The sequence below is a fragment of the Mesorhizobium sp. M4B.F.Ca.ET.058.02.1.1 genome (genome assembly GCF_003952505.1).
GTDB lineage: Bacteria > Pseudomonadota > Alphaproteobacteria > Rhizobiales > Rhizobiaceae > Mesorhizobium.
Genome location: NZ_CP034450.1, coordinates 5,506,892 through 5,528,686, shown reverse-complemented (window position 1 = coordinate 5,528,686; position 21,795 = coordinate 5,506,892). Strand labels below are relative to the sequence as shown.

Here is a 21,795-nt window from a genome sequence, read left to right as displayed (position 1 = left end):
TCAGCTTGCGTCGTCCGCACGCCATTTGCGCATGCAAGTGGCCTGAATTCCACTGAGATAGCGACGAACCGTCTTTTTTGCCACTGTTTCCGTCGCCATCGACGGCACCGCCTCAGTGGTTGGTCATCGCCATCGCGCAACCAGCCTTCAAAATACTGACAAAATCATCGATGAGGGTTGCGGCTGCTTGCGAATTCGATCGGGCTTGGGGGCATCCATGATCAGATTGACACGCCGGACGCTGCTTGCCGGCGCCTCCGCGCTGACGGCAGTCGGCACGCTGTCGTTTCGTGCGCTTGCCGCCCAGCGCACCTATTACGCGCTGCTGGTCGCTTGCACCGACTATCCGAACCTGCCGAAGAAGAACTGGCTGATCGGGCCGAAGAACGATGCCGGCCTGGTGCGCGACTACCTGCTGAGGAACACCCCGGCCCCGGTGAAGTTCGCGCCCGAGAACGTCACCCTGCTTGCCAAGGATGTCGACGGCGCCGCCGGCCTGCCGACGCACGCCGCGATCAAGGCGGCGCTGGCCAGCCTCGCCTCCAGGGTCAAGTGCGACGACTTCGTCTATCTGCATCTGTCCGGCCATGGCGCGCAGCAGCCCGAGGCGACCAACAGCGACGAGACCGACGGCCTCGACGAGATCTTCCTTCCCGTCGACATCGAGAAATGGGTCAACCGTGAGGCCGGCGTGCCCAACGCGCTCGTCGACAATGAGGTCGGCGCCGCGCTCGACACCATCCGCGACAAGGGCGCTTTCGTCTGGGTGGTGTTCGACTGCTGCCATTCCGGCACCGCGACACGCGCCGCCGAGGTCGACGACGAGCTGGAGCGCAAGGTCGAGTTCGCCGATCTGGTCGGCGGCAGCAAGACCGAGCGGGCGGCTGCGGTGAAGCTCTATGACGACATCACGGCGACGGCCTCGCGCGGCTTCGACGAGAACGGCCAGCGCAAGCCCGCCTTCAACCTGACGCCAACCGGCGCCGAACCGACCACGAAGGGCAAGCTGGTCGCCTTCTATGCCGCGCAGACGATCGAGACGACGCCGGAGATGCCGCTGCCCAAGGGCACCGCCGACGCGCCGCGCTTCGGTCTGTTCACCTTCACCATCCTGTCCAAGCTGGCGGAGAACCCCAACGTCACCTACCGCCAGCTCGGCCAGGCGGTGCTGCAACAATATTCGGCCGACAGCCGCACGCGGCCGACGCCGCTCTTCGAAGGCGAGCTTGACGCCCGCGTCTTCGGCACCGACAGGACCGACGCGGTGATGCAATGGCCGCTGGTCATCAAGGACGATGCGGCGACGATCGGCGCCGGGCTGCTCCAGCGCCTCGCCCCCGGCAGCAAGCTCGCCATCCTGCCATCGGCGCTGTCGCAATTGTCGGATGCGCTCGGCTATGTCGAGGTGCAGTCGGCCAGGAACCTCGAGGCTTGGGTGAAGCCGGTGGAGCTCGACGGCAAGCCGGCCCTGACGCTGGCCGCTATCCCGGCCAATGCCTATGCGCGCATCGCCGAACTCGCCGTCGACTACAAGCTCGTGGTGGCGCGCCCGGCGGCGACCGACGGCCTCGACAAGGAGACCGCGCTGGTCAACTCGGTTCTGGACGAACTGGCGGCCAGGGAGAAATCCGGATTCCACGTCGAGCTGGTCGAGCCCGGCAAGAGAGCCGACCTACGGCTGGCGGTGCTGCGCGAGAATGCGATTGCCGGCGCGGCCACCGATGCGACCGACAAGCCGGCGCTATGGTTCCTGCCGGCTTCCGGCGACGTGACGCTGAAGGACGGCGGCAGGCCGCCGCTGATCATCATCCGCCCGGATAACCGGGCAAAGCTGGCCGAGGCGGCGGCGAGGAACCTGACCACCATCTTCCGCGCCACCGGCCTCTCCAGGCTGGCCGCAGCGTCCGACTACCGGCCGGAAGAGGTCAGTGTCGAGTTCGAGATCAGGCGCCAAGGCGGCGACGCGCTGGAGCCGCTGCAGGCCTCGACCGTGCCGCGCGTCTCGCCGGGTGACGAGATGCACATCAAGGCCAGGAACGATTCCGACAAATATGTCGACATCAACGTGCTCTATGTCGGCAGCGACTATTCCATCACCCATATCGTCGCCGAGCGGCTGGCGCCCGCCAACGGCTCGCCGGATGCCGGCTTGCGGGAAGGACTGCTGGCCTTCACCGACACCAGCTTCGGTATGGAGCGGATGATCGCGGTGCTGACCGAGGCGCCGCCGCAGAGCGAGAAGGAGGACCTGAGCTTCCTGGCGCAGGACGGCGTGCCCTCGGCCACCCGCGCGGCCGGCGGCTCCGGCTTCTCCGACATGCTGACCGATATCGGCATGGCGCCCTCGACGCGCTCGGTGATGAAGCTTACCGACAGGAGCGGCCCAAAGGGCGCGGTGATGATCTTTCCGATGGAGACGGTGCCGCGCGCCTGAATGCAGGCCGCAGCAAAAGCCTGTCGCAATCGCGCAGCGGCTCTTGCGCGACGGGCTTGGTATGTGGACATTCTGGCGCGGCGCGGAAAGGATGAGGACGCTCGTGAAAACCAAGGTTCTTTGCTGGCTCGGAGCGGTCCTTCTTGCCGCGGGCCTGTCGTTCGCCCATGCCTCGGCAGAGGAGACCTGCGGCCTCTGCGCCAAGCAGATCGTGACCAATTCCGAATTGGCGAGTTGCTTTCTCGACCAGTACGACCAGATCGCCAAGACCGGCAATGAGGCCGTCGTGGTCGATCTCAGCGGCTGCGCCTCGCGCGGTGTGGTCGAGGCCCTGCCCTCGCCGAACAAGGCGCCCGCCGAGCCTGACGTGCAGTTCATGATTTCGCGTTTGCAGCTCGACTGCCTGAAGAAAAAGCTCGAGGCGCCGGGCATCGTGCTCGACCCCTCCGCCATTATCGACCTGGACAGCTGCCGATGAAAAAACCGGGGGGTAAGGTTACGCCAGCGACGGCATCTACGGAGCCGCCGGCGATCAGGAAGGCTGAGGCGCTGCCTGAGACCACGGAGGGTTTCCCGTGGCCGAGCAGCCACGAGATCAAGAAGGAATCGAACCCCTTCACCGATCGTGACTGGCGCATGCTGGCCTATGCCTGGTCGGGCCTTCTGGTGCGCCTGGTGATCATCTTCACCCTTCTGTTCTCCGTCTTCCAGTTCCTGGCCAACCAGGAGCAGAAGCGTGTCGAGCAGACCATGTCGCTGGTCGAGCTATGGGAGAGCAAGGACCTGCAGCAGGCGCAACGGGCGCTCAAGGAGCGGCTGACGGGGCTCAACGCCAAATACGACAATCTGCTCAGCGCCAATCCGACTCCCACCGAGGAGCAGGTGTTCAGGCAGCGCATCGGCATCGAGGCGATGACCACTGATGGCGGCACCATGCCGCTCGCCGATTTCAGCGATCATTTCGACCGCGTCGTCTATTTCCTCAATCGCCTCTCCATCTGCGTCGAGAGCGACCTGTGTTCACGCAAGGTGGCGGACGCCTACTTTCGCGACTACGCCGTTTCCTTCTGGAGTTACTTTGCCGGCTATATAGATAAGCAGCGCAAGGCCGGCTCAGCCAACTTTGCCACGGCGATCGAGGCCTATGTGCGCCAGGGACAGCCAGAGGCGCAGTCCAAGTAACGGCCAGTCGAGCGGCGCCCGGAAACGAAAAGGCGGCGAGAGTTCCCGCCGCCTGTTCAACGCAGCCGTTAGGCAGATTTGAGCCGGCCTATTTGTAGAGGCCGTTGATCCACTCGACATTAGCGGCGTTGAGCCTGACCGCGGTGTTCGCTTCCGGGCCCTCGGCCACGTTGACGCCGGTGATGACGCGTTGCTTCGCGGCATTGTCATAGGCGTAGACCGAGCTTCCGCTCGAGCCCGGGAACGTATCGCAGTCATATTGGAAGTAATCCGTGCCGATGTTCTCGGCGTGCACTTCGCAGCTTGCCTTCCACATCGTGCCCATCGACTTGTCGCCGGGATAACCGACGATGTTGGCGGTGAAATCGCCCAGATCCTCGTAATTGGCATAGCCCAGCCAGCCGAGATTGGTGCCAATGTCCTGCTTCAGGGTGACGATGCCGAGATCCCACGGCACGACCGAGCCGTAAAACCCCTGGTAGTTGTCGATGAAGCCCTGCAGGATATAGGCGCTCTCATAGGTGAAGGCGCCGAACGGCGCGTCGTCGGCGGTGCCGCCGTTGAGGCCCGGCACGAACAGATATTCATCGAGCCACGCGCCGTCTTCATGGCTATAGAGGCAGTGCGCCGCGGTGAGCACGGTGCGCGGCCCGATCAGCGTCGCCGAGCAGCTGCCGTATTTGCCGGTCTTGGGCGACTTGGCTTCGAGGTAGCCGATGGCCGAGAACGGATAGGTCTTGGTGTTCTTGACCTGCTCGCGATCGTCCGTGCCGAAGACCTGGCGACCGGTTTCGCCCTCAGTCAGCCCCGGATCTTCGGTGTTCTGTGGACCGGAAGCGTCGGACCCCTGCCCGTCGGCCGGCGCGTTCAGCTCCTCAATGATCAGCTCCTTCAGCGCCTCGTTCGCCTCGATCTTGATCTCCTTGCCGTCGGCGGAACGCCCCACGACGCCATAGGACTTGACCGCCGCGTCCTCGTCGGCGAGCGGCGCGGCGCGGCTGGCCTCGTCCTCGGTCAGTTTCGGCGGCGCGATCGGCTTTGCCCGCCCCGGCGTGTAGTCGCCCGATCCCCCATCGCGCATGCTTTCGCCATTGCCGGCATTCGCGGTGCCGGGGTCGGCGGCGAAGGCCGGCACCAGCCACATCGCGGTGGAAAGAAATGCGGACGCAATGATGGTGTTTGTCAGTTTTGTCACGGTGAGACTCTCCCAAAAGTCAGCAAGGACTGGATCAAGATACAGAAATATTGTCGAGATCGTGGTGGCCCCAAAACCGAGCTTTGGAACCGCCGACCAGAACATTGCTCCGCGCGGTCAGTTGAGGCCCCCGCCAAAAACATCCGCGCGATATACTGCCTAAAATATTCCAACATTGGCAACGACAAATCGCTTCCACGTAGCCCGTGGGGGCTATAGGGTTTTGAGCGGGTTCTGCTCGCGGGCACGATTAGCAGTAGTTGCACTTCGGTATTGTGACCGGTCGCGCGCCGATCTGGGCTGCGTGGCCGATCGTTCGAAGTGCCTCGGCAGCGGATCATGCGCCGGGCCGGCCTGTTCGGGAACGTTCGTCTCAGGAGGTCATGGTGAACATCATCCATCGGTTCAGGCCGCTCGCCACAGCATTGCTGACCGGCATCGCGGCGCTCGCGACGCTCAACGCCATCCACGCTGCCGATGGGCCGGCCCGGCCGGAAGCGGCGGTCTCGCCAATGAAGCGCGTCGCGGAAGCACGGGCCAAGGCCAAGGCCGAGAACCCCGACGGTGCCGATCGCGTCTATGGCGGCAAGGAGGCCGAGAAGGGCGCTTTTCCTTTCCAGGTGGCGCTGCTGACAAGCGACAGGCTGGACGCCAGCCCGGCCTCGCAGCCGGACGCGCAATTCTGCGGGGGCAGCCTGATCGCGCCGCAATGGGTGCTGACGGCTGCGCACTGCCTCGTCGACAACGGCAGGCCGATCCCGGCCGGCGCGGTTACCGTACTCACCGGCGCCACCGATCTCGGCGAAGGCAAGCGCTACAAGGCGGTGGAGGTCATCGTCAACGAGAGCTACAGCGAGCAGACGATGGACAACGACCTCGGCCTGATCCGGCTGGCCGAGCCGGCGGACGCGCCGACGATCAAGGTCGCCCATGAGGCAGCGCCAGACAGCGGCAAGACCACGGTCATCGGTTGGGGCAAGATGCAGGACGGCACCTTCCCGACGGCGCTGATGGTCGCCGATCTCGACCTGCAGCCGAACGCGACCTGCAACAGCGGCATCAAGGACATCTACGCCCGCGACCTGAAGGCGGCACTTGGCGATCTCTCCCACCGCATGCGCTATTCGGAAAAGGGCATCGACGCGGCGGCCAGCGCCATTGCCGCCGACATGTCGGATCCGCTGACCAGCAACATGATCTGCGCCGGCACCGCCAGCGGCGAGCGCGATGCCTGCAATGGCGACAGTGGCGGGCCGCTGTTCATGGCCGGCGCCGACGGCCCGGTCCAGATTGGCGTCGTTTCCTGGGGCGAAGGGCCGAATGACGGCAGTGCGGCCTGCGGCCACAAGAACGCCTACGGCATCTATACGCGGCTGGCCAATTATTCCGGCTGGATCGAGGAGAAGATGAAGACCACGCCGGCGCCCGCAAAGCCCAAGGCGGGCGTCGGCACCGCTCAGAAGCCGGCCAAGCCCTGAGCCTGCCACCGCTCTCAAAACAGAAACGGCGGGCAAAGCCCGCCGTTTCCTTTCATGCCATGCCGGCGCCGTCTACTTGCGTGGCGGGCCCTTGCGTTCCGCCGAGGCTGCCCACAAATTGATGTCGGCCTCGCGCGCGTAGCTGTCGATCTCGGCCAGTTCCGCATCGCTGAAGTCGAGCGCCTTCAGCGCGCCGACGCAATCCTCGACCTGTTCCGGCCGGCTGGCGCCGATCAGCGCCGAGGTAACCCGGCCCCTGCGCAACACCCAGGCCAGCGCCATCTGCGCCAGCGTCTGGCCGCGACGCCCGGCAATGGCGTTCAGCGCCTTGATGTTGGTGATCGTCTTGTCGTTGATGAAGGCGGGCCTGAGCGACTTGCCCTGGGATGCGCGGCTGCCCTCCGGGATGCCGCCCAGATACTTGTCGGTCAGCATGCCTTGCGCCAGCGGCGAGAACACGATCGAGCCGACGCCGAGCCCTTCCAGCGTGTCGAGCAGCCCGTCCTCCTCGACCCAGCGGTTGAGCATCGAATAGCTCGGCTGGTGGATGACGCAGGGCGTGCCGAGCTGCTTCAATATGTCGGCCGCCTCACGCGTGCGTTGCGAGTTGTAGGACGAGATGCCCGCATAGAGCGCCTTGCCCGAGCGCACCGCATGGTCGAGCGCGCCCATCGTCTCTTCCAGCGGCGTATCGGGGTCGAAACGGTGCGAATAGAAGATGTCGACATAGTCGAGGCCCATCCGCTTCAGGCTCTGGTCGAGGCTGGCAAGCACATATTTGCGCCCGCCCCACTCGCCATATGGCCCCGGCCACATCTCGTAGCCGGCCTTGGTCGAGATGATCAGCTCGTCGCGATAGGCGGCGAAATCGGTGCGCAGGATTTCACCGAAGGCAGTCTCCGCCGAGCCGGGCGGCGGACCATAGTTGTTGGCGAGATCGAAATGCGTGATGCCGAGATCGAAGGCCCGGCGCACGATCGCCTGCTTGGTCTTGTGCGGCGTGTCGTTGCCGAAATTGTGCCACAGCCCGAGCGAGATCGCGGGCAGCTTCAGGCCGGACCGCCCACAGCGGTTGTAGAGCATTTTCTCGTAACGGTTTTCGGCGGCGACGTAGGGCATGGGAAATCCTCGCATCTGAACGGATTGGGCATGGTTCACCGCAACGCGATGACCATGCCCTGCGGCCCACCCTTTACCCTCTCCCCAAGGGAAGCGGGAGAGGGCTGGTAAAAATTATCGATAATCGCAGCGATCTACTTCTTCTTGACCAGCAGGTCCTTTGCTTCCTTGACGCCAAGTGCGGCTGGCCGCTCGCAGGTCGTCTGCATGGCAACGAACTTGCCCGTTTCGCCCGAGCGCAACAGGCCGGTCATCACATCGACGGCGTGCAGCGCCAGCTCCATCGAACAGCGATGCGGCCGTCCCTCGGCGATCGCCAGCGCCATGTCGGCGAGGCCGGCGGTGCGGTAGTTGGCCATCATTCCTTGCGAATGCATTTCGTTCGGGACGCCGAACGGATGCTTCCATTTCGGCAGCTTCTTGACCGGTTTCGCCGCCTCGGTGAAACGCACGTCGCCACCGAAGAAATTGGGATCCGGCACATACACTGATCCGGCCTCGCCATAGAGCTCCATCGGCGCATGACCATGGCTCCAGACATCCCAACTGGTGTTGAGCGTCACCACCGCACCGTTCTCGAATTCCAGCAAGCCGTGGATGGTGGTCGGCGTGTTGACCGGGATTTTCTCGCCCGCGCGCGGTTTGGACGAAATCGTCCGTTCCTTGGCCGGCGTCGAGGCGAAGGCCGCGACCTGCTTCACCGGCCCGACCAACTGGATCAGATTGGTGATGTAATATGGCCCGATGTCGAGAACCGGGCCGGCGCCGGGCTGGAAAAAGAAGTCCGGATTGGGATGCCAGTGCTCCATGCCATGACCCATCACATGGCAGGTGCCGCTGGTGATCTTGCCGAGCGCGCCGGTGTCGATCAGGTTGCGCACCAGCTGATGCGCGCCGCCAAGGAAGGTGTCCGGCGCCGAGCCGATGCGCAGTCCCTTCTTCTCGGCTCGGCCTTTCAGGTCGAGCCCCTCCTTGATCGACAGCACGAACGGCTTTTCCGAATAGACATGCTTGCCTGCGTCGAGCACCTCTTTCGATACCTCGTAGTGCACCGCGGGAATCGTCAGGTTGACGATAATGTCGATATCGTCCGCCTTGAGCAGCCCCTCGACCGTCTCGGCGCGCAGCTTGAACTCCTTCGCCCGCGCCTTCGCAGCGTCCATGTTGATGTCGGCGCAGGCGCGCATCTCGATGCCGCGGAACAGCGGCGCCAGCGAGAAATACGCTTTCGAGATGTTGCCGCAGCCGATAACGCCGATACCCAGTTTCTTTGCCATGTCGATTGTTCCTAGTAAGCCTTGACGGATGCAATGGAGCGGCGGGCGAAGCGCTCGATGTCGTTGGGGTTGTCCTGCTCCATGACAAAGTACCTGGCGGCGCTCTTGGCCCGCAACGTCTTGATCAGGCCGGCCCAGTCGATCGTGCCATGGCCGACATCCGACCAGCCGTCTTCGTCAAGGCCTTCGCCCGGCTTGGCGATGTCCTTGACATGGACGGCGCTGATGCGCTTGCCGTGCTTCTCGATCCAGGGCAGCGGATCCTCGCCGCCACGCACCACCCACGCGACGTCCATCTCCCAGCCGATGTCGGGCGCGACGGCAAACATGTGGTCCTGTGGCACCGAGCCGTCGGCAAGCTTCTTGAACTCGAAATCATGATTGTGCCAGGCAAAGCCATAGCCGGCCTTCTTTGCCGTCTCGCCCACCTTGGCCAGCCGTTCGCCGAAACCGCGCCAGCCGGCGGCATCGGCCGGCCTCTGCTCGATGACCAGATAGGGGCAGATCAAAAGCGTGACGCCGAGCGCATCGGCGATTTTGCGCACGCCGTCGAAGTCCTTCTCCAGCGCGTCGATCGAGAAATGCCCCGTGGGCATGGCCAGCCGGTTCTTGTCGAGCTCGGCGCGGAAGGCCTTGGGATCATCATAGACGCTGCCGAATCCTTCGACCTGGCTGTAACCGAGCTTGCCGAGCGTCTGCAGCACGCCGTCCCACGGCTGGAAATTGCGGGCGCTATAAAGTTGGAATGACCAGTTCATCGTCTCTATTCCGTTTTTACTTGGGGGATGGATCTGTTGGGATGTATCTAAAGGCGGTTGCCGGATTGGGCGTCGAAGAGCGAGGCGCGCATCGGATCGAAACCGATACTGACCGAATCCGCGTTGCTTGGCGTGCGCTCCGATGTCACCCTGACGGTGAAATTCTGCCCGCCGAGCTTAAGCCAGACCAGCGTGTCGGAACCCATCGGCTCCACCACCTCGACATTCGCCGTCGCCGAAAACGGCCAGCCCGCGCCGCTGTTGAAGGCTACATGCTCGGGCCGGATGCCGAACACGGCCGGTCCCGGCGCCGGCTCCTTCTCGAAGGCATAGGTGCCAAGCGGAATGCGCACATCCTCGACGGCGAAATGCCAGTTGCCGTTGTCCTTCTCCAGACTGCCGTCGATGAAGTTCATCGCCGGCGAACCGAGGAAGCCGGCAACGAAGCGGTTGACTGGCCGGTTGTAGATCGTCTGTGGCGCATCGAGCTGCTGGATGACCCCGCCCCTCATGACGGCGATGCGGTCGGCGAGCGTCATCGCCTCGATCTGGTCGTGGGTGACGTAGATCATCGTGTTCTCGAGCTTGCGGTGCAGGAGCTTGATCTCGACGCGCAGTTCCGAGCGCAGTTTGGCGTCGAGATTGGAAAGCGGCTCGTCGAACAGGAAGACATCGACATCGCGCACCAGCGCCCGTCCGATCGCCACGCGCTGGCGCTGGCCGCCGGAGAGCGCCGAAGGCTTGCGCTGCAACAGCGGCTCGATCTGCAGGATCTCCGCCGCCCGCGCGATGCGTTTGGCGATCTCTTCCTTCGGTACGCCGGCAACGCGCAGTCCGAACGAGAGGTTCTTCTCCACCGTCATCTGCGGATAGAGCGCGTAGGACTGGAACACCATGCCGATGCCACGGTCCTTGGGCTCTTCCCAGGTGACGTTCTTGCCCTTGATGAAGATGCGACCGTCCGAGATGTCGAGCAGGCCGGCGATGCAGTTGAGCAGGGTGGACTTGCCGCAGCCCGACGGCCCGAGCAGCACGATGAACTCTCCCTCGGCGACGTCGAGGTTGAGAGTCTCCAGCACTGACACCGACCCGAAATTCAGCGACAGGTCCTGGATCGACACGCTAGGATTGGCGATGTCCATCATCATCCTTTCACCGCGCCGGCGGCGATGCCGCGCACGAAAAGCTTGCCGGAAATGAAGTAGACGATGAGCGGCACGAGGCCGGTCAGGATGGTGGCGGCCATGTTGACGTTGTACTCCTTCACGCCCTGCACCGAATTGACGATATTGTTGAGCTGCACCGTCATCGGATAAGTGTCCGGCCGCGTGTAGACGACGCCGAACAGGAAGTCGTTCCAGATGCCGGTGACCTGCAGGATGACGGCGACGACGAAGATCGGCAGCGACATCGGCAGCATGATGCGCAGATAGATACCCCAGAAGCCGGCGCCGTCGACGCGCGCCGCCCTGAACAGCTCTTCCGGCATCGAGGAGAAATAGTTGCGGAACAGAAGCGTCAGGATCGGCATGCCGAAGATCGAATGCACGATCACCAGGCCGCTCAGGCTGCCATAGAGGCCGATCTCGCGCAGGATGATGACGATCGGGTAGATCATCACCTGATAGGGGATGAAGGCGCCGACGATGAGGATGACGAAAAACGTGTCGGCACCCTTGAAGCGCCAGTTGGCGAGCGCGTAGCCGTTTACCGAGGCGATCGCGATCGACAGGATCACCGAGGGGACGGTGATACGCACCGAATTCCAGAAGCCGCGCGAGAGCCCGTCGCAATTGAGGCCGGTGCAGGCCTGCGACCACGCCTTGACCCAAGGCTCGAAGGTGATCTCCAGCGGCGGCGAGAAGATGTTGCCGAGGCGGATCTCCGGCATGCCCTTGAGCGAGGTGACGACCATCACATAAAGCGGCAGGAGGTAGTAGACCGCCACCACGATCAGCGTGCCATAGAGAAAGATGTTGCGGCGCGAGAACACGTGCCGCGGCTTCGGCCCGCTCGGTTCCGTGGCTTCGCGCCTGAGAGCATCGGCGGTGCTGGGCAGGGGGATGGCAAGCTCAGACACGCTTCTTGCCTCCGAATTCGAGATAGGCCCACGGCACGATGACGATCACCACCGACAACAGCATCATGGTCGATGCGGCAAAGCCCTGGCCGAGGTTCTGGGCGAAGAACATGTAGTCGTAGACGTATTTTGCCGGCACCTCGGAGGCGATGCCGGGCCCGCCGCTGGTCTGGGCCACCACCAGGTCATAGACCTTGACGATGCCGGCGGCGATGATGACCAGCGTGGTGATGAAGACCGGCCGCATCATCGGAATGACGATGAACAGATAGGTCTTCCACATCGGAATCCCGTCCACCCGCGCTGCCTTCCAGATATCCTCATCGATGCCGCGCAGGCCGGCGAGCATCAGGCACATGACGAGCCCGGTGCCTTGCCATAGCGCCGCGATCGATATGCCGTAGATGACGATGCTGGAATTGTAGAGCGGATCGAAGCTGAAGCTTGTCCAGCCGAGGCTTCGCACCACGCCCTGAATGCCGAAGTCCGGATTGAGCAGCCACTGCCATACCAGGCCGGTGACGATGAACGAGAGCGCGAAGGGATAGAGGAAGATCGTGCGGAATGTGTCTTCGAAGCGGATTTTCTGGTCGAGCAACGCGGCGAGGATGAAGCCGATCGCCAGCGAGAACACCAGCGAAATGACGCCATAGATCAAGAGGTTCTCGATCGAGATCAGCCAGCGCGGCGTCGCCCACAACCGGTAATACTGGTCGAGGCCGACGAAGTTTAGCCGCGGCAGCAGTTTCGAGTTGGTGAAGGAATAGAGCACCGTCCATGCGGTGCCGCCGACGAAAACCACCAGCGCGGTGAGGATCATCGGGATCGAGGCGACCTTCGCATTGAGGTTGCGGAAAAGCTGGTTGGGGCGTTCGCTCTTGCTCATCTCGACAGCCGGGCTGGGGCAATGACGACATCACGCTCCTGACCCCGGATAGGCTGGGGCCAGGAGCTGGCGGGGGCGCCGTAATCAGTCGGCAAAAGCAATCAGTCCGCCGAAGCGATGATGTCGGCGAAACGCTTCTGCGCGTCTTCTACGGTCAAGTCCGGCTTGGCGAAGAATTCGGAGAAGAGATCCTCCTTCTGCTTCTGGCTGTCCTGCGACATCAACTGGTCGGTCCAGGGCATGACGCTGCCCTTGGCCAGGATGTCGAGGCCCTTCTTCATGCAGTCATTCGCCGCTTGCAGGTCGACGTCGCCGCGCACCGGCAGCGAGCCCTTCTTCAGGTTGAAGGCAACCTGCGTCTTGGGATCGAGCAGCGTTTCGGCCAGCACTTCCTGCGCCTTGGACTTGTCGGCGTCCTTCAGCAGCGGGAAGTAGAAGGCATCGCCGCCGGTGGCAATCACCTCGTTCAGCCCAAGGCCTGGAAGGCAGGTATAGTCCTTGCCGGCGGTCTGGCCGGCGACCTGGAATTCGCCCTGTGCCCAGTCGCCCATGATCTGGCCACCGGCCTTGCCGGTGATGACGAGATTGGTTGCCTGGTTCCAGTCCTGCACATTGGTGTTCTTCGCCATCTTGCGGGCATCGTCCGCGGCCTTGAATACCTTGGCGACCTCGGGCCCGGCGGCGAATTTCGCGTCCTTGTCCTTGTAGACCTTGAGGAAGGTATCGGTGCCGCCGACAGCCGCGAGCAGCACGTCGAAGGCGCCGGAGGCCTGCCAGGGCTGCCCACCGACGGCGAGCGGGATGATGCCTGCCTTCTCCAGCGCAGGGGCGGCCGCCACATATTCATTCCAGTTCTTCGGCACCGGCACGCCGGCCTTTTCGAAGGCCGCGTTGGACAGCCACAGCCATTGCCAGGAATGGATGTTGACCGGCACGCAATAGATCTTGCCGTCGATGGTGCAGCTGTCGAGCAAGCTCTTCGGCCGCACGACTTCCGTCCATTTGCCCTTGGTGGCGATATCGGTGAGGTCGCGCATCAGGCCGGCCTGCACCAGCTCTTCCGCCTGCCTGCCGTGGTTGAACTGGGTGGCGCCCATCGGGTCGCCGCCGGTGATGCGGCTGATCATGATCGGCCGCGCCGTGCCGCCGGAACCGGCGATGGCGCCGTCGACCCAGTGATTGCCCGTTGCGTCGAAGGCCTTGGCCAGCTCGGCAACAGCCGCCGCTTCGCCGCCGGACGTCCACCAATGGGTGACTTCCAGATCGGTCGCGGCCGCCGGACCGGCGAACTGCAGCGCGGCCGTCGCCGCCAGCGCAGCAGTCAGGATTTTGTATCGCATTTCGGTTCCTCCCAAGAATCTGAAACGTTACAGATTTTCGATACGGCAATTGCACGATATGCGCAACCCCTTACGCAAAGGCCGCTTCGATATTTTTCGGAGCGCGAACAAAATAGTTCCGCCGGGCACGAGTTTGTGCACCGCAATACGCAAAGCTGCGCTGCAAAACGCTAGAAGCTGGTAAAAAACTTGCTCGAAACGCCTTTCGCGCTGATTCCCAACGACTTTCCGAGCCGGGCGAGCAAGCCGGGAAAAAGCAGACCTGGGGCCGGCACGGACAACGGTCGTGACAATCTGTAACGTTTCAGTGTATGGGAGTTTTGTCGGACTGGAAGCTACCCGCCTGACGATAGCGGGCGATTGCCGGCCGACCCGGCGACTGCTATGCGCCTGACGGGCGGGACGATATGGACAGGGACCAGACGGACAGGGATGGCGAAGCGCCGGCCAGGCCGACGCTAAAGACGCTTGCCTTCATGACGGGGCTGGGCGTCACCACCGTGTCGCGCGCCTTGAAGGACGCCCCCGAGATCGGCGCCGAGACCAGGCGGCGCGTGCAACTCGTCGCCAGGCAGATAGGCTACCGGCCGAACCGCGCCGGCGTGCGCCTCAGGACCGGCAAGACCAATGTCATCAGCCTCGTGCTCAACACCGAGCGCGAGATCATGAGCTTTGTTTCGGACATCATCTACGGTGTCTCGGAGGTGATCGCCGACACGCCCTATCACCTGATCGTCACGCCCTATTCGCGCTCGCAGGATCCGCTGGATCCGATCCGCTATCTGGTCGAGACGGGCTCGGCCGACGGCATCATCATTTCGCGCACCCAGCCGGACGATCCGCGCGCCCGCTACATGCTGGAGCGCGGCATTCCCTTTGCCACGCACGGCCGCACCGACATGGGGCTCGTGCACCCCTATCATGATTTCGACAACTACGCCTTCGCAGGCGAGGCGGTGCGCTATCTCGCCGGCATCGGCCGCAGCCGGCTCGCCCTGGTGACGCCACCGGTCGGCCTCACCTACTATGGCCATACGCTGAACGGCTTTGCCGATGCGCTGAGTGAAGTCGGCGCCAGCGAGGTGCCGTTCAACACCGTGTCCATCGACCAGTCGATCGAGCAGATCAGGATGCGGACGGCGCAGCTGATGCGGCGCCGGGACCGGCCGGACGGCTTCGTCAGCAGCGCCGCCGCGGCGACGCTCGCCGTCGTCGCCGGCATCGAGGATGCCGGCCTGAAGCTCGGCCGCGACGTCGACGTGGTGTCGAAGCAGTCGTCGGAACTGCTGCATCTGTTCCGGCGGGAACTGCTGGTCGTCAACGAGAACTTCCGCCTCGCCGGCTCCGAGCTGGCCCGCTCGGTGCTCGGCTGGATCGGCGGCGCCGAACCCGGCTCGCTGCAATCGCTCAGCACGCCGAGCGAGGTTCAGCCCTATCGCAGCTGATTGGCGCGACTTGAAAGGCAGGTCAGGCCGAGTCGGAGTCGAAGACGAGCGCGCGGCGATCAAACTGGGTGGCTTCCGGGAACCGGAGCGGAGCGTACTTGAAGTACGTGAGCACGCGCATGACCCCGAAAATCAGAAAGATTTTCGGAAAGGATCATGCGCTAGAGCAATTCCAGGAAAACTGTGTAACGGTTTTCCGTCCGGAATTGCGCAGAAACAATTAGTTAGAGCGGGTCGGCGATTCTATGAAACGCTGAACCGCTCTAAGTCAAAATGCTACAGCGTCCTTTGCGCGCCCGTCCGGACGCGCGGCGCTGTAGAAGCGCAGGAGGCCGCCATTTGCAGGCCGGCCTTACCTGCCCTTAGGCCGCGCCGCTGCCCCAGGGTCCATGGAACGCGCCCTGCTCGCCGATGCGCTCGAAGCCGTGCGCGCCGAAGAAATCACGTTGCGCCTGGATCAGATTGGAGGTGCCACGCCCCTGGCGGTAGCTGTCGAAGTAAGCGAGCGCCGACGACAGCGCCGGCACCGGCGAGCCGGCTTCCGACGCCCGCGCCACGATCCTGCGCAGTGAAGGATGCGCCTCCTGCATCATGGCGATGAAGGCCCGCGCCATCAGCAGGTTCGTCGACGCGCTGCCAGAGCCGAACGCCTCGGCCATCGTGTCCAGCATCTGCGAGCGGATGATGCAGCCGGCGCGCCAGATCTTGGCGATGGTCGGCATCGGCAGGCTCCAGTTGAATTCCTTCGAGGCGCCGCTCATCACCGCGAAACCCTGCGCGTAGGCGGCGATCTTGCCGGCGAACAGCGCCAGCTCGAGATCCTTGAGCAGGGCGGCCTTGTCGCCAGCGATCTTGGCGACGCCGATATTGCCATAGGCCTTTTCCGCTGCCTGCCGCTCATCCTTGATCGACGACAGCACGCGCGCCGCAACCGCCGCTTCGATCGCGGTCGCCGGAATGCCGAGCTGCTGCGCCTCGATGACCGACCATTTGCCGGTGCCCTTCTGGCCAGCGCGGTCGAGGATGATGTCGACCACCGGCTTGCCGGTCTTCGGATCGTCGGCGGCCAGCACCTTGGCGGTAATTTCGATCAGATACGAATTGAGCCGGCCCTTGTTCCAGTCGGCGAAGACGGCGCCGATTTCTTTCGGGCCCAGGCCGAGGCCGTCGCGCAATATGCCGTAGATCTCGGCGATCATCTGCATGTCGGCATATTCGATGCCGTTGTGGATCGTCTTGACGAAATGTCCGGCGCCGTCGCTGCCGAGCCAGGCGGCGCAGGGCTCGTCCTTGAACTTGGCGGAGATCGCCGTCAGCACCTTCTCGACGCGCTTCCAGGAGTCTTCCGTGCCGCCGACCATGATCGACGGGCCATGGCGCGCACCCTCCTCGCCGCCGGACACCCCCATGCCGATGAAGGTCAGGCCCGAGCCGGACAATTCGGAGAAGCGCCGCATCGTGTCGCGGAAATTGGCGTTGCCGGCATCGATGACGATGTCGTTGTCGGACAGCACGCCGCGAAGCGCCGCGATCTGCTCGTCGACCGGCTTGCCGGCCAGCACCATGATGATGATCGGCCGCGGCGGCCGGATCGCGGCGGCGAGTTCCTCCAGGCTGTAGCAGGGCACGACCATGTCCTTCAGCGGCCCGGCGCCCGCGACGAAGGCGTCGGTGCGCGACGGCGTGCGGTTGAAGACGGCGATGCGGTGCCCATGCTCGGCGATGTTGAGCGCCAGGTTGGAGCCCATCGTGCCAAGGCCGATCAGGCCGATTTCGGCTTTTTCCATCGTTTCTTCCCTGCTTTCCGAATTTTGTTGGGCCGTGTTTTGCCGGGATGATTGACGGGCCTTTCGCGCCGCGTCAACCGCCTCGCCGAATTGTGTCGGTCCAGATTCAGGACAGGGCCGAGTTGAGAAGGGTCCGTTGGGAGGCCAGGTGACGCCTTGCCGATTGAACATACGGCGTTAGGTTGGACATATGGCAGTCAAACGGATGGACAATGTAGGAATCGTCGTCGAGGACCTCGAAGAGACGATTGCCTTCTTTCTCGAACTCGGCCTCGGACTTGAAGGGCGGGCGACGATCGAAGGAGAATGGTCCGGACGTGTCACCGGTCTCGGCGATCAGCGCGTCGAGATTGCCATGATGCGCACGCCGGACGGCCACAGCCGGCTCGAGCTCTCCCGTTTCCTCGCGCCGCCTGTCGTCGCCGATCATCGTAACGCCCCAGTGAACGCGCTAGGCTACCTTCGCGTCATGTTTACCGTGGACGACATCGACGACACGCTGGAAAGGCTGCGCAAGCGCGGCGCGCAGCTGGTCGGTGAAGTCGTCCGTTACCAGGACGTCTATCGGCTCTGCTACATACGCGGTCCGGAAGGACATCTCATCGGGTTGGCCCAGGAACTCCGCTAGCGCATTGGGAGCTCGGCGCGGCTTCCCGGGAGTCAGATCACGTTCCGGCGTTAGGTTACTTTCCTCTTACCAGGGGCGAGGAATGCAGCTCTCCGGGCGGTACGTGGGCAGGACTGCGTCCATGGCTTTGCTGTATTCGGAAAAGCTTGGAATGAGCCCCAATTCGATGGCCTGAGCGACACATCTGTCGCCGGCAGCGGGGGAATTTGCCTGAGACAGGCAATTTTCCAACTTTGTTATTGAAACTGGAGGGGGAGCCTTGATCGAGCTATAACTGATCCGGCCAGAGCGAATGGATACTACCGTTACATCGCCCTTCCTCCATCTAGCGGGGTCAAAGAGGTAGTGAAGATTGCGCTTGTCAGGATGTTTTAACGCTGTCGCACCGTAGATCGTCATGACAAGCACATTGGCAAATGACTTATCTCCCGGATCGACTTTCATATCCGAATCCGAGGCAGGTATCTCGAGCCTTCCCCCAAGTTCAAAGGCGAGCTCTGAAAGGGCTTCGCCATCGCCCTCTCGCGCCATGGGCCAGAGCAGCGCCCACTGCTTTTTACATTGGTTTTTGAAGTAGGATTCTGCGGCAAACTTCAGACGCTCCTCACGGGTCAAACTCGGCTGCATCAAGCTTGTTTTACCTGTGAGATCGCATCCGCAAACAAGAAAAAAGACCAGAAAACCGCAACATACTTTCACAATAAACCGGGTCGACATGACCACTGATTCAATTGCTTTTGCCAAGAAAAGCGCTCCGTCAACAGCATCACTCCGATCCGGAACACCAGCTTAAGTGGAAAACGAGAGCATAGCCATCTGGTATATTATTCAGCGCGGATATCGATCGGCGCTTCGATCTTCACCACCTCGAAGTCCGAGATAAGAATATCGAGCCGCGCCGTCCAGCGGCCTGGAACCGGGATGACCAGATTATCGACGCGCCAGCTGCCATCGCCGGGTTTGGTCGCCGGACGTTTGATCGGTTCGATGCCGGAATCGGGCTTCGACAGCACCAGCGTCACCTCCTTGGCGTCGAGCGGCCCGAAATCGCCGGTCATGATCACCATCGATGCGGCGACCGGCCCGGCATGGCCCGGGGTGATGCTGAGATCGGCCATGGCCTTGAGCGTGTGGATGTGGATCGACACCGGCTGCGCGGCGGCGATCGCCAACGCGCGCGGCGGTGGAGTAAAACGCCAGCCGGCGGCGACGGCGAAGATGGCGACCACGATCAGCACCTCGGCGCCGATCGAGCGCGCCAGCCGCCGCTGCACCTCGGTGGCGCCGGCTTCGGCCGGAGCCGTCAGCGTCCAGCGGTTGACGGTTGCGAGCGTGAACAGAAACAGGAGCAGCACCAGCTTGACCAGCAGGAGCCTGCCATAGGCGGTGCCAACCAGCGCCGACGGCGTCTGCACCTGGATGACGGCAAGCACGATGCCGGCCATGGCAAGCATGGCGACGACCGGCAGGATCGCGCGCGAAAACCGGCGCAGGAAGAGCCTGGCCTCTTCTGACTGCCGCCTCACCGAAAGCCCGAGCGGCACCAGGGCGCCGGCCCAGAAGGCGACGCCCGCACCGTGCAGGAACACCATCGGCCGTGTCAGCCATTGCGGCTCGGCGGCGCTGGCATGTCCGCTGGCGGCGAGCGCCGCGCCGACGCCGGCCAGCCCGGCAAGGGCAAGCGGCTTGCGGCCGCCGCGCGGCCCGGCCAGCGACAGCAGGCCGAGGCCGAGCGCAATCAGCGCGATCAAGACGGTCCAGCCGAAGCTGGTGCCGAACGCGGTCTGCCAGATCACCGGCTGCACCAGCCGGCCAAGCGGTGCGCCGAGCGCATCCAGCCCTTGCAGCCCGAGCGAGATTGGCGCCACCGCCACGCCGCACAGGATTGCGGCAGTGACGAAGCGCTGGCCGCAGCGCCCGCCCTTGGCCAGCCAGGCAAGCGCGAAGGCTCCGCCGACGCCGAGAAACAGCCCGACATAGAGCAGGATCTTGCCGATCCACATGGCAGCGCGTAGGCTCCCGTCCACCGCCTCGGCGACCGCCGGCGGCGTGCTCGGCGCGCCGATGGAAAACAGCACCGAACCGCCGACCGGATGGCCGTCCTCCGAAATCACCCGCCAGCTCAGCACGTGCGTGCCGGATTTCAGCATCCCGGGATTGTCGATGTCGATCGTCTGGCCGTCGTGGCGGAAGGCGGTCAGTGCAACCGACGTGCCGTCCGGCCGCACCAGGTTGAGCACCAGCGGCGACACCGGCTCGCTGAAGCTCAGTGAGAATTTTGCCGGGCTTTGCGCCAGCACCGCGCCGTCGACGGGATCGGCGTTGATCAGCGCCGCGTGCGCGAAGGCGCGGTCCGGCAGCGCCAGAGCCGCAAACAGCAACAGGACAGCCATAAGCCGGGCAAAAAGCCGGACGGCTCGCCAGTCGTCGATGCAGGTCCTTGGGGAAGCGCTCATGCCACCATCGCGAGGCAGACGGCACGCGCCCTGGAACGGAGCGCGCCGCCGGCAGATCATTTCTTCGGCAGGAGCTTGACGCCGGGCGCCGGATTTTCCAGTTCGTCCTCCTCCTGCCCGGCGGCCGGTATCTCGATCCAGCGCGCCGCGGCGCCGCCGTCGCATTCCTGCACGACGGGGAAGTAGAGCATCTGGCCGACAGGCAGATCCACCGTCAGATTGGCTCTGAAGACGAACTCGTCATAGAATTCGTCCGGCAGATTGCCGCCGCTCCAGTCGACCTCCTTGACGCCGGTGGTCAGCGTCTCGCCATAGAGCTGGTAGGACTTCTCGTACTTGCCTTTCTTGGTCTGCAGCGTCCAGCCGGGTTTCGGCATCGGCTTCACCGAGATCACCCCTTCCGGAATCTGCACGCGCACGGCGGTCGTCGCCTTGCCCTCACAGCCATGCGGCACGCGAAGCACCGCCTTGTAGGTCGAACCGACAGGCGCTTCCTGGGTTTCGAGCGTAACATGGGCCAGCGCCGCATTTGTCCCGAGCGCGAAAAGCACCCCGGCCGTCAAAAGATACTTGTTCATGATTGTCCCTCGGAGTTTGTGTGGTTGCCGGGTCACTCGGCCTGGTCCATTTCGCCGGTTTCCCCCATGCCTTCGACTTCGAACTCGACAGTGACGCTGCCGGCCTTCTCGAAGGTGAGCGTCGCCGGGAATTTTTCGCCCTGTTTGGGCTGCCGCTTCAGCCCGAGGAACATCACATGATAGGTGCCGGGCTTGAGCTCGACCTTGCCGCCGGCAGAAATCTCGAGGCCGCCGCCGACCGGCCGCATGGTCATGACGCCGTCCTTGACGCCCATCTCATGCAGTTCCGCCTTCTCCGAAATGTCGGAGGCGATCGACAGCAGCCTGTCCGGCGCGCTGCCTTTGTTGACGATGGTGAAATAGCCGCCAGCCACCTTGGCGCCGGCAGGCGTGGCCCGCGACCAGGGATGCTCGATTTCGAGATCGCCGGCCTTGAATTCATGCGCGAAGGCGGCGGGAGCGCCGACGAACAGCATGGCGAGGGTGGAAAGGACGATGCCGAGGCGCTGCCAGCGCCGGGATCGGTTGCTGCGGCAAGAGGCGCTGGCCTGCGTTGCGGTAAAAGAAGACATGGTTGCTCCATGATGCGGTAATCGCACCGCCGCGACGCCGCGGACGGTCCGGATGTTGGATGAATGCGCCCGCGAAAGGTTCTGCGAGGCGAGCCGAGACGGATCAGGCCGTCGCTGGCGGCGCGCGCGGGTTCGATGGAGAGCGATCGCGGGCGAAATCGACATGTGTGAAGGCCGGCGGCGCGAACACCACGGCCTCAAGGACGAGGCTGCGGACGAGAACGCTGGCATCGGGCGGCGGCGCGTGGGTAGCGGAAACCATGCTGCAACCAAGCACGCAGCAGGCCGGCATGTGCTGCTGGTGCGGATCGCTGCTGGGAAGCTGGGTAGCGCCCTCATGCGTGCAGATGACATTGCCGAAGGCGTCGAGCTGCGCGGCGGCCGGCCCGGCCGCGAAGGCGCCAAGCGCCGACTGGAGCACAAGCACCAAGATCGCGACGAACGCGACCCTTATGCTCCATTGTCTCCGCCGGATGTCCAAGCTCTGCCTCTCCACGCAGCAATGGCAGATACGTAGCATGCGGCCAACGGAGCGAAAATCGCCAAATCGCGGCTGCGGCAACGCGGCGCGACCAGTGCG

Annotated in this window: 20 protein-coding genes; 6 read left to right on the top strand and 14 right to left on the bottom strand. The window is 63.7% G+C overall.

The genetic code is table 11. From position 1 onward, the window contains the following. The first annotated feature begins 217 nt into the window (after window positions 1-217). From EJ073_RS26880 to EJ073_RS26870, 3 genes are all read left to right on the top strand, one after another. Window positions 218-2,434 carry a caspase family protein gene (locus EJ073_RS26880; protein WP_126058256.1) on the top strand — a complete coding sequence of 739 codons (2,217 nt, stop codon included), beginning with the start codon at window positions 218-220 and terminating at the stop codon, window positions 2,432-2,434. A gap of 103 nt (window positions 2,435-2,537) precedes the next feature. Further along, window positions 2,538-2,912: a hypothetical protein gene (locus EJ073_RS26875; RefSeq protein WP_245455380.1), complete on the top strand. Its 375-nt coding sequence runs from the start codon at window positions 2,538-2,540 to the stop codon at window positions 2,910-2,912. Beyond that, window positions 2,909-3,616 carry a hypothetical protein gene (locus EJ073_RS26870; protein ID WP_126058254.1) on the top strand — a complete coding sequence of 236 codons (708 nt, stop codon included), beginning with the start codon at window positions 2,909-2,911 and terminating at the stop codon, window positions 3,614-3,616. The genes EJ073_RS26875 and EJ073_RS26870 overlap by 4 nt, the downstream gene beginning before the upstream one ends. Window positions 3,617-3,704: 88 nt before the next feature. Here EJ073_RS26870 and EJ073_RS26865 read toward each other — a convergent pair whose 3' ends face one another. Further along, on the bottom strand, window positions 3,705-4,811 hold the full coding sequence (locus EJ073_RS26865) for a serine protease (RefSeq protein ID WP_126058253.1): 1,107 nt from the start codon (window positions 4,809-4,811) through the stop codon (window positions 3,705-3,707). Window positions 4,812-5,197: 386 nt separating this feature from the next. On the opposite strand from EJ073_RS26865, the gene EJ073_RS26860 reads away from it, so the two are divergent. Next, window positions 5,198-6,289: a trypsin-like serine protease gene (locus tag EJ073_RS26860; RefSeq protein WP_126058252.1), complete on the top strand. Its 1,092-nt coding sequence runs from the start codon at window positions 5,198-5,200 to the stop codon at window positions 6,287-6,289. 72 nt (window positions 6,290-6,361) lie between these two features. Here the strand turns inward: EJ073_RS26860 and mgrA are convergent, their stop codons facing one another. From mgrA to EJ073_RS26825, 7 genes are all read right to left on the bottom strand, one after another. After that, window positions 6,362-7,408 (bottom strand): L-glyceraldehyde 3-phosphate reductase, encoded by a 1,047-nt coding sequence (mgrA, locus tag EJ073_RS26855; RefSeq protein WP_126058251.1) that lies wholly within the window; start codon window positions 7,406-7,408, stop codon window positions 6,362-6,364. A 134-nt stretch (window positions 7,409-7,542) separates the two neighbouring features. Continuing rightward, window positions 7,543-8,685: a Gfo/Idh/MocA family oxidoreductase gene (locus EJ073_RS26850; protein ID WP_126058250.1), complete on the bottom strand. Its 1,143-nt coding sequence runs from the start codon at window positions 8,683-8,685 to the stop codon at window positions 7,543-7,545. An 11-nt stretch (window positions 8,686-8,696) separates the two neighbouring features. Then, entirely contained in the window at window positions 8,697-9,443 is a 747-nt protein-coding gene (locus EJ073_RS26845; protein ID WP_126058249.1) for a sugar phosphate isomerase/epimerase, read from the bottom strand. 47 nt (window positions 9,444-9,490) lie between these two features. Continuing rightward, entirely contained in the window at window positions 9,491-10,588 is a 1,098-nt protein-coding gene (locus EJ073_RS26840) for an ABC transporter ATP-binding protein (protein ID WP_126059357.1), read from the bottom strand. Continuing rightward, the gene (locus tag EJ073_RS26835; protein ID WP_245455782.1) at window positions 10,588-11,508 is read right to left on the bottom strand and encodes a carbohydrate ABC transporter permease; all 921 of its coding nucleotides are present in this window, start codon (window positions 11,506-11,508) and stop codon (window positions 10,588-10,590) included. The genes EJ073_RS26840 and EJ073_RS26835 overlap by 1 nt, the downstream gene beginning before the upstream one ends. 7 nt (window positions 11,509-11,515) lie before the next feature. Continuing rightward, on the bottom strand, window positions 11,516-12,409 hold the full coding sequence (locus EJ073_RS26830; protein WP_126058247.1) for a sugar ABC transporter permease: 894 nt from the start codon (window positions 12,407-12,409) through the stop codon (window positions 11,516-11,518). A 101-nt stretch (window positions 12,410-12,510) separates the two neighbouring features. Then, complete coding sequence (locus tag EJ073_RS26825; protein WP_126058246.1) at window positions 12,511-13,749, bottom strand: ABC transporter substrate-binding protein; 1,239 nt, start codon at window positions 13,747-13,749, stop codon at window positions 12,511-12,513. A gap of 407 nt (window positions 13,750-14,156) precedes the next feature. On the opposite strand from EJ073_RS26825, the gene EJ073_RS26820 reads away from it, so the two are divergent. Next, window positions 14,157-15,194 carry a LacI family transcriptional regulator gene (locus EJ073_RS26820; protein WP_126058245.1) on the top strand — a complete coding sequence of 346 codons (1,038 nt, stop codon included), beginning with the start codon at window positions 14,157-14,159 and terminating at the stop codon, window positions 15,192-15,194. Window positions 15,195-15,556: 362 nt separating this feature from the next. On the opposite strand, the gene gndA is transcribed toward EJ073_RS26820, so the two are convergent. After that, on the bottom strand, window positions 15,557-16,981 hold the full coding sequence (gene gndA, locus EJ073_RS26815; protein WP_126058244.1) for an NADP-dependent phosphogluconate dehydrogenase: 1,425 nt from the start codon (window positions 16,979-16,981) through the stop codon (window positions 15,557-15,559). Window positions 16,982-17,171: 190 nt separating this feature from the next. Here gndA and EJ073_RS26810 point away from each other — a divergent pair, with 190 nt between their 5' ends. Beyond that, window positions 17,172-17,609 (top strand): VOC family protein, encoded by a 438-nt coding sequence (locus EJ073_RS26810; protein WP_126058243.1) that lies wholly within the window; start codon window positions 17,172-17,174, stop codon window positions 17,607-17,609. Between the two features lie 66 nt (window positions 17,610-17,675). On the opposite strand, the gene EJ073_RS26805 is transcribed toward EJ073_RS26810, so the two are convergent. The 5 genes from EJ073_RS26805 to EJ073_RS26785 form a co-directional block, all read right to left on the bottom strand. Further along, window positions 17,676-18,353 (bottom strand): hypothetical protein, encoded by a 678-nt coding sequence (locus tag EJ073_RS26805; protein ID WP_126058242.1) that lies wholly within the window; start codon window positions 18,351-18,353, stop codon window positions 17,676-17,678. 80 nt (window positions 18,354-18,433) lie between these two features. Further along, entirely contained in the window at window positions 18,434-20,065 is a 1,632-nt protein-coding gene (locus tag EJ073_RS26800) for a copper resistance CopC/CopD family protein (RefSeq protein ID WP_126058241.1), read from the bottom strand. 56 nt (window positions 20,066-20,121) lie between these two features. Beyond that, window positions 20,122-20,643: a YcnI family protein gene (locus tag EJ073_RS26795; protein ID WP_126058240.1), complete on the bottom strand. Its 522-nt coding sequence runs from the start codon at window positions 20,641-20,643 to the stop codon at window positions 20,122-20,124. 32 nt (window positions 20,644-20,675) lie between these two features. Continuing rightward, on the bottom strand, window positions 20,676-21,119 hold the full coding sequence (locus EJ073_RS26790; RefSeq protein ID WP_245455781.1) for a copper chaperone PCu(A)C: 444 nt from the start codon (window positions 21,117-21,119) through the stop codon (window positions 20,676-20,678). Window positions 21,120-21,318: 199 nt separating this feature from the next. Then, a complete protein-coding gene (locus EJ073_RS26785) occupies window positions 21,319-21,669 on the bottom strand; it encodes a DUF2946 family protein (protein WP_126059356.1) in 351 nt (116 codons plus the stop codon). Between the last annotated feature and the right edge of the window lie 126 nt (window positions 21,670-21,795).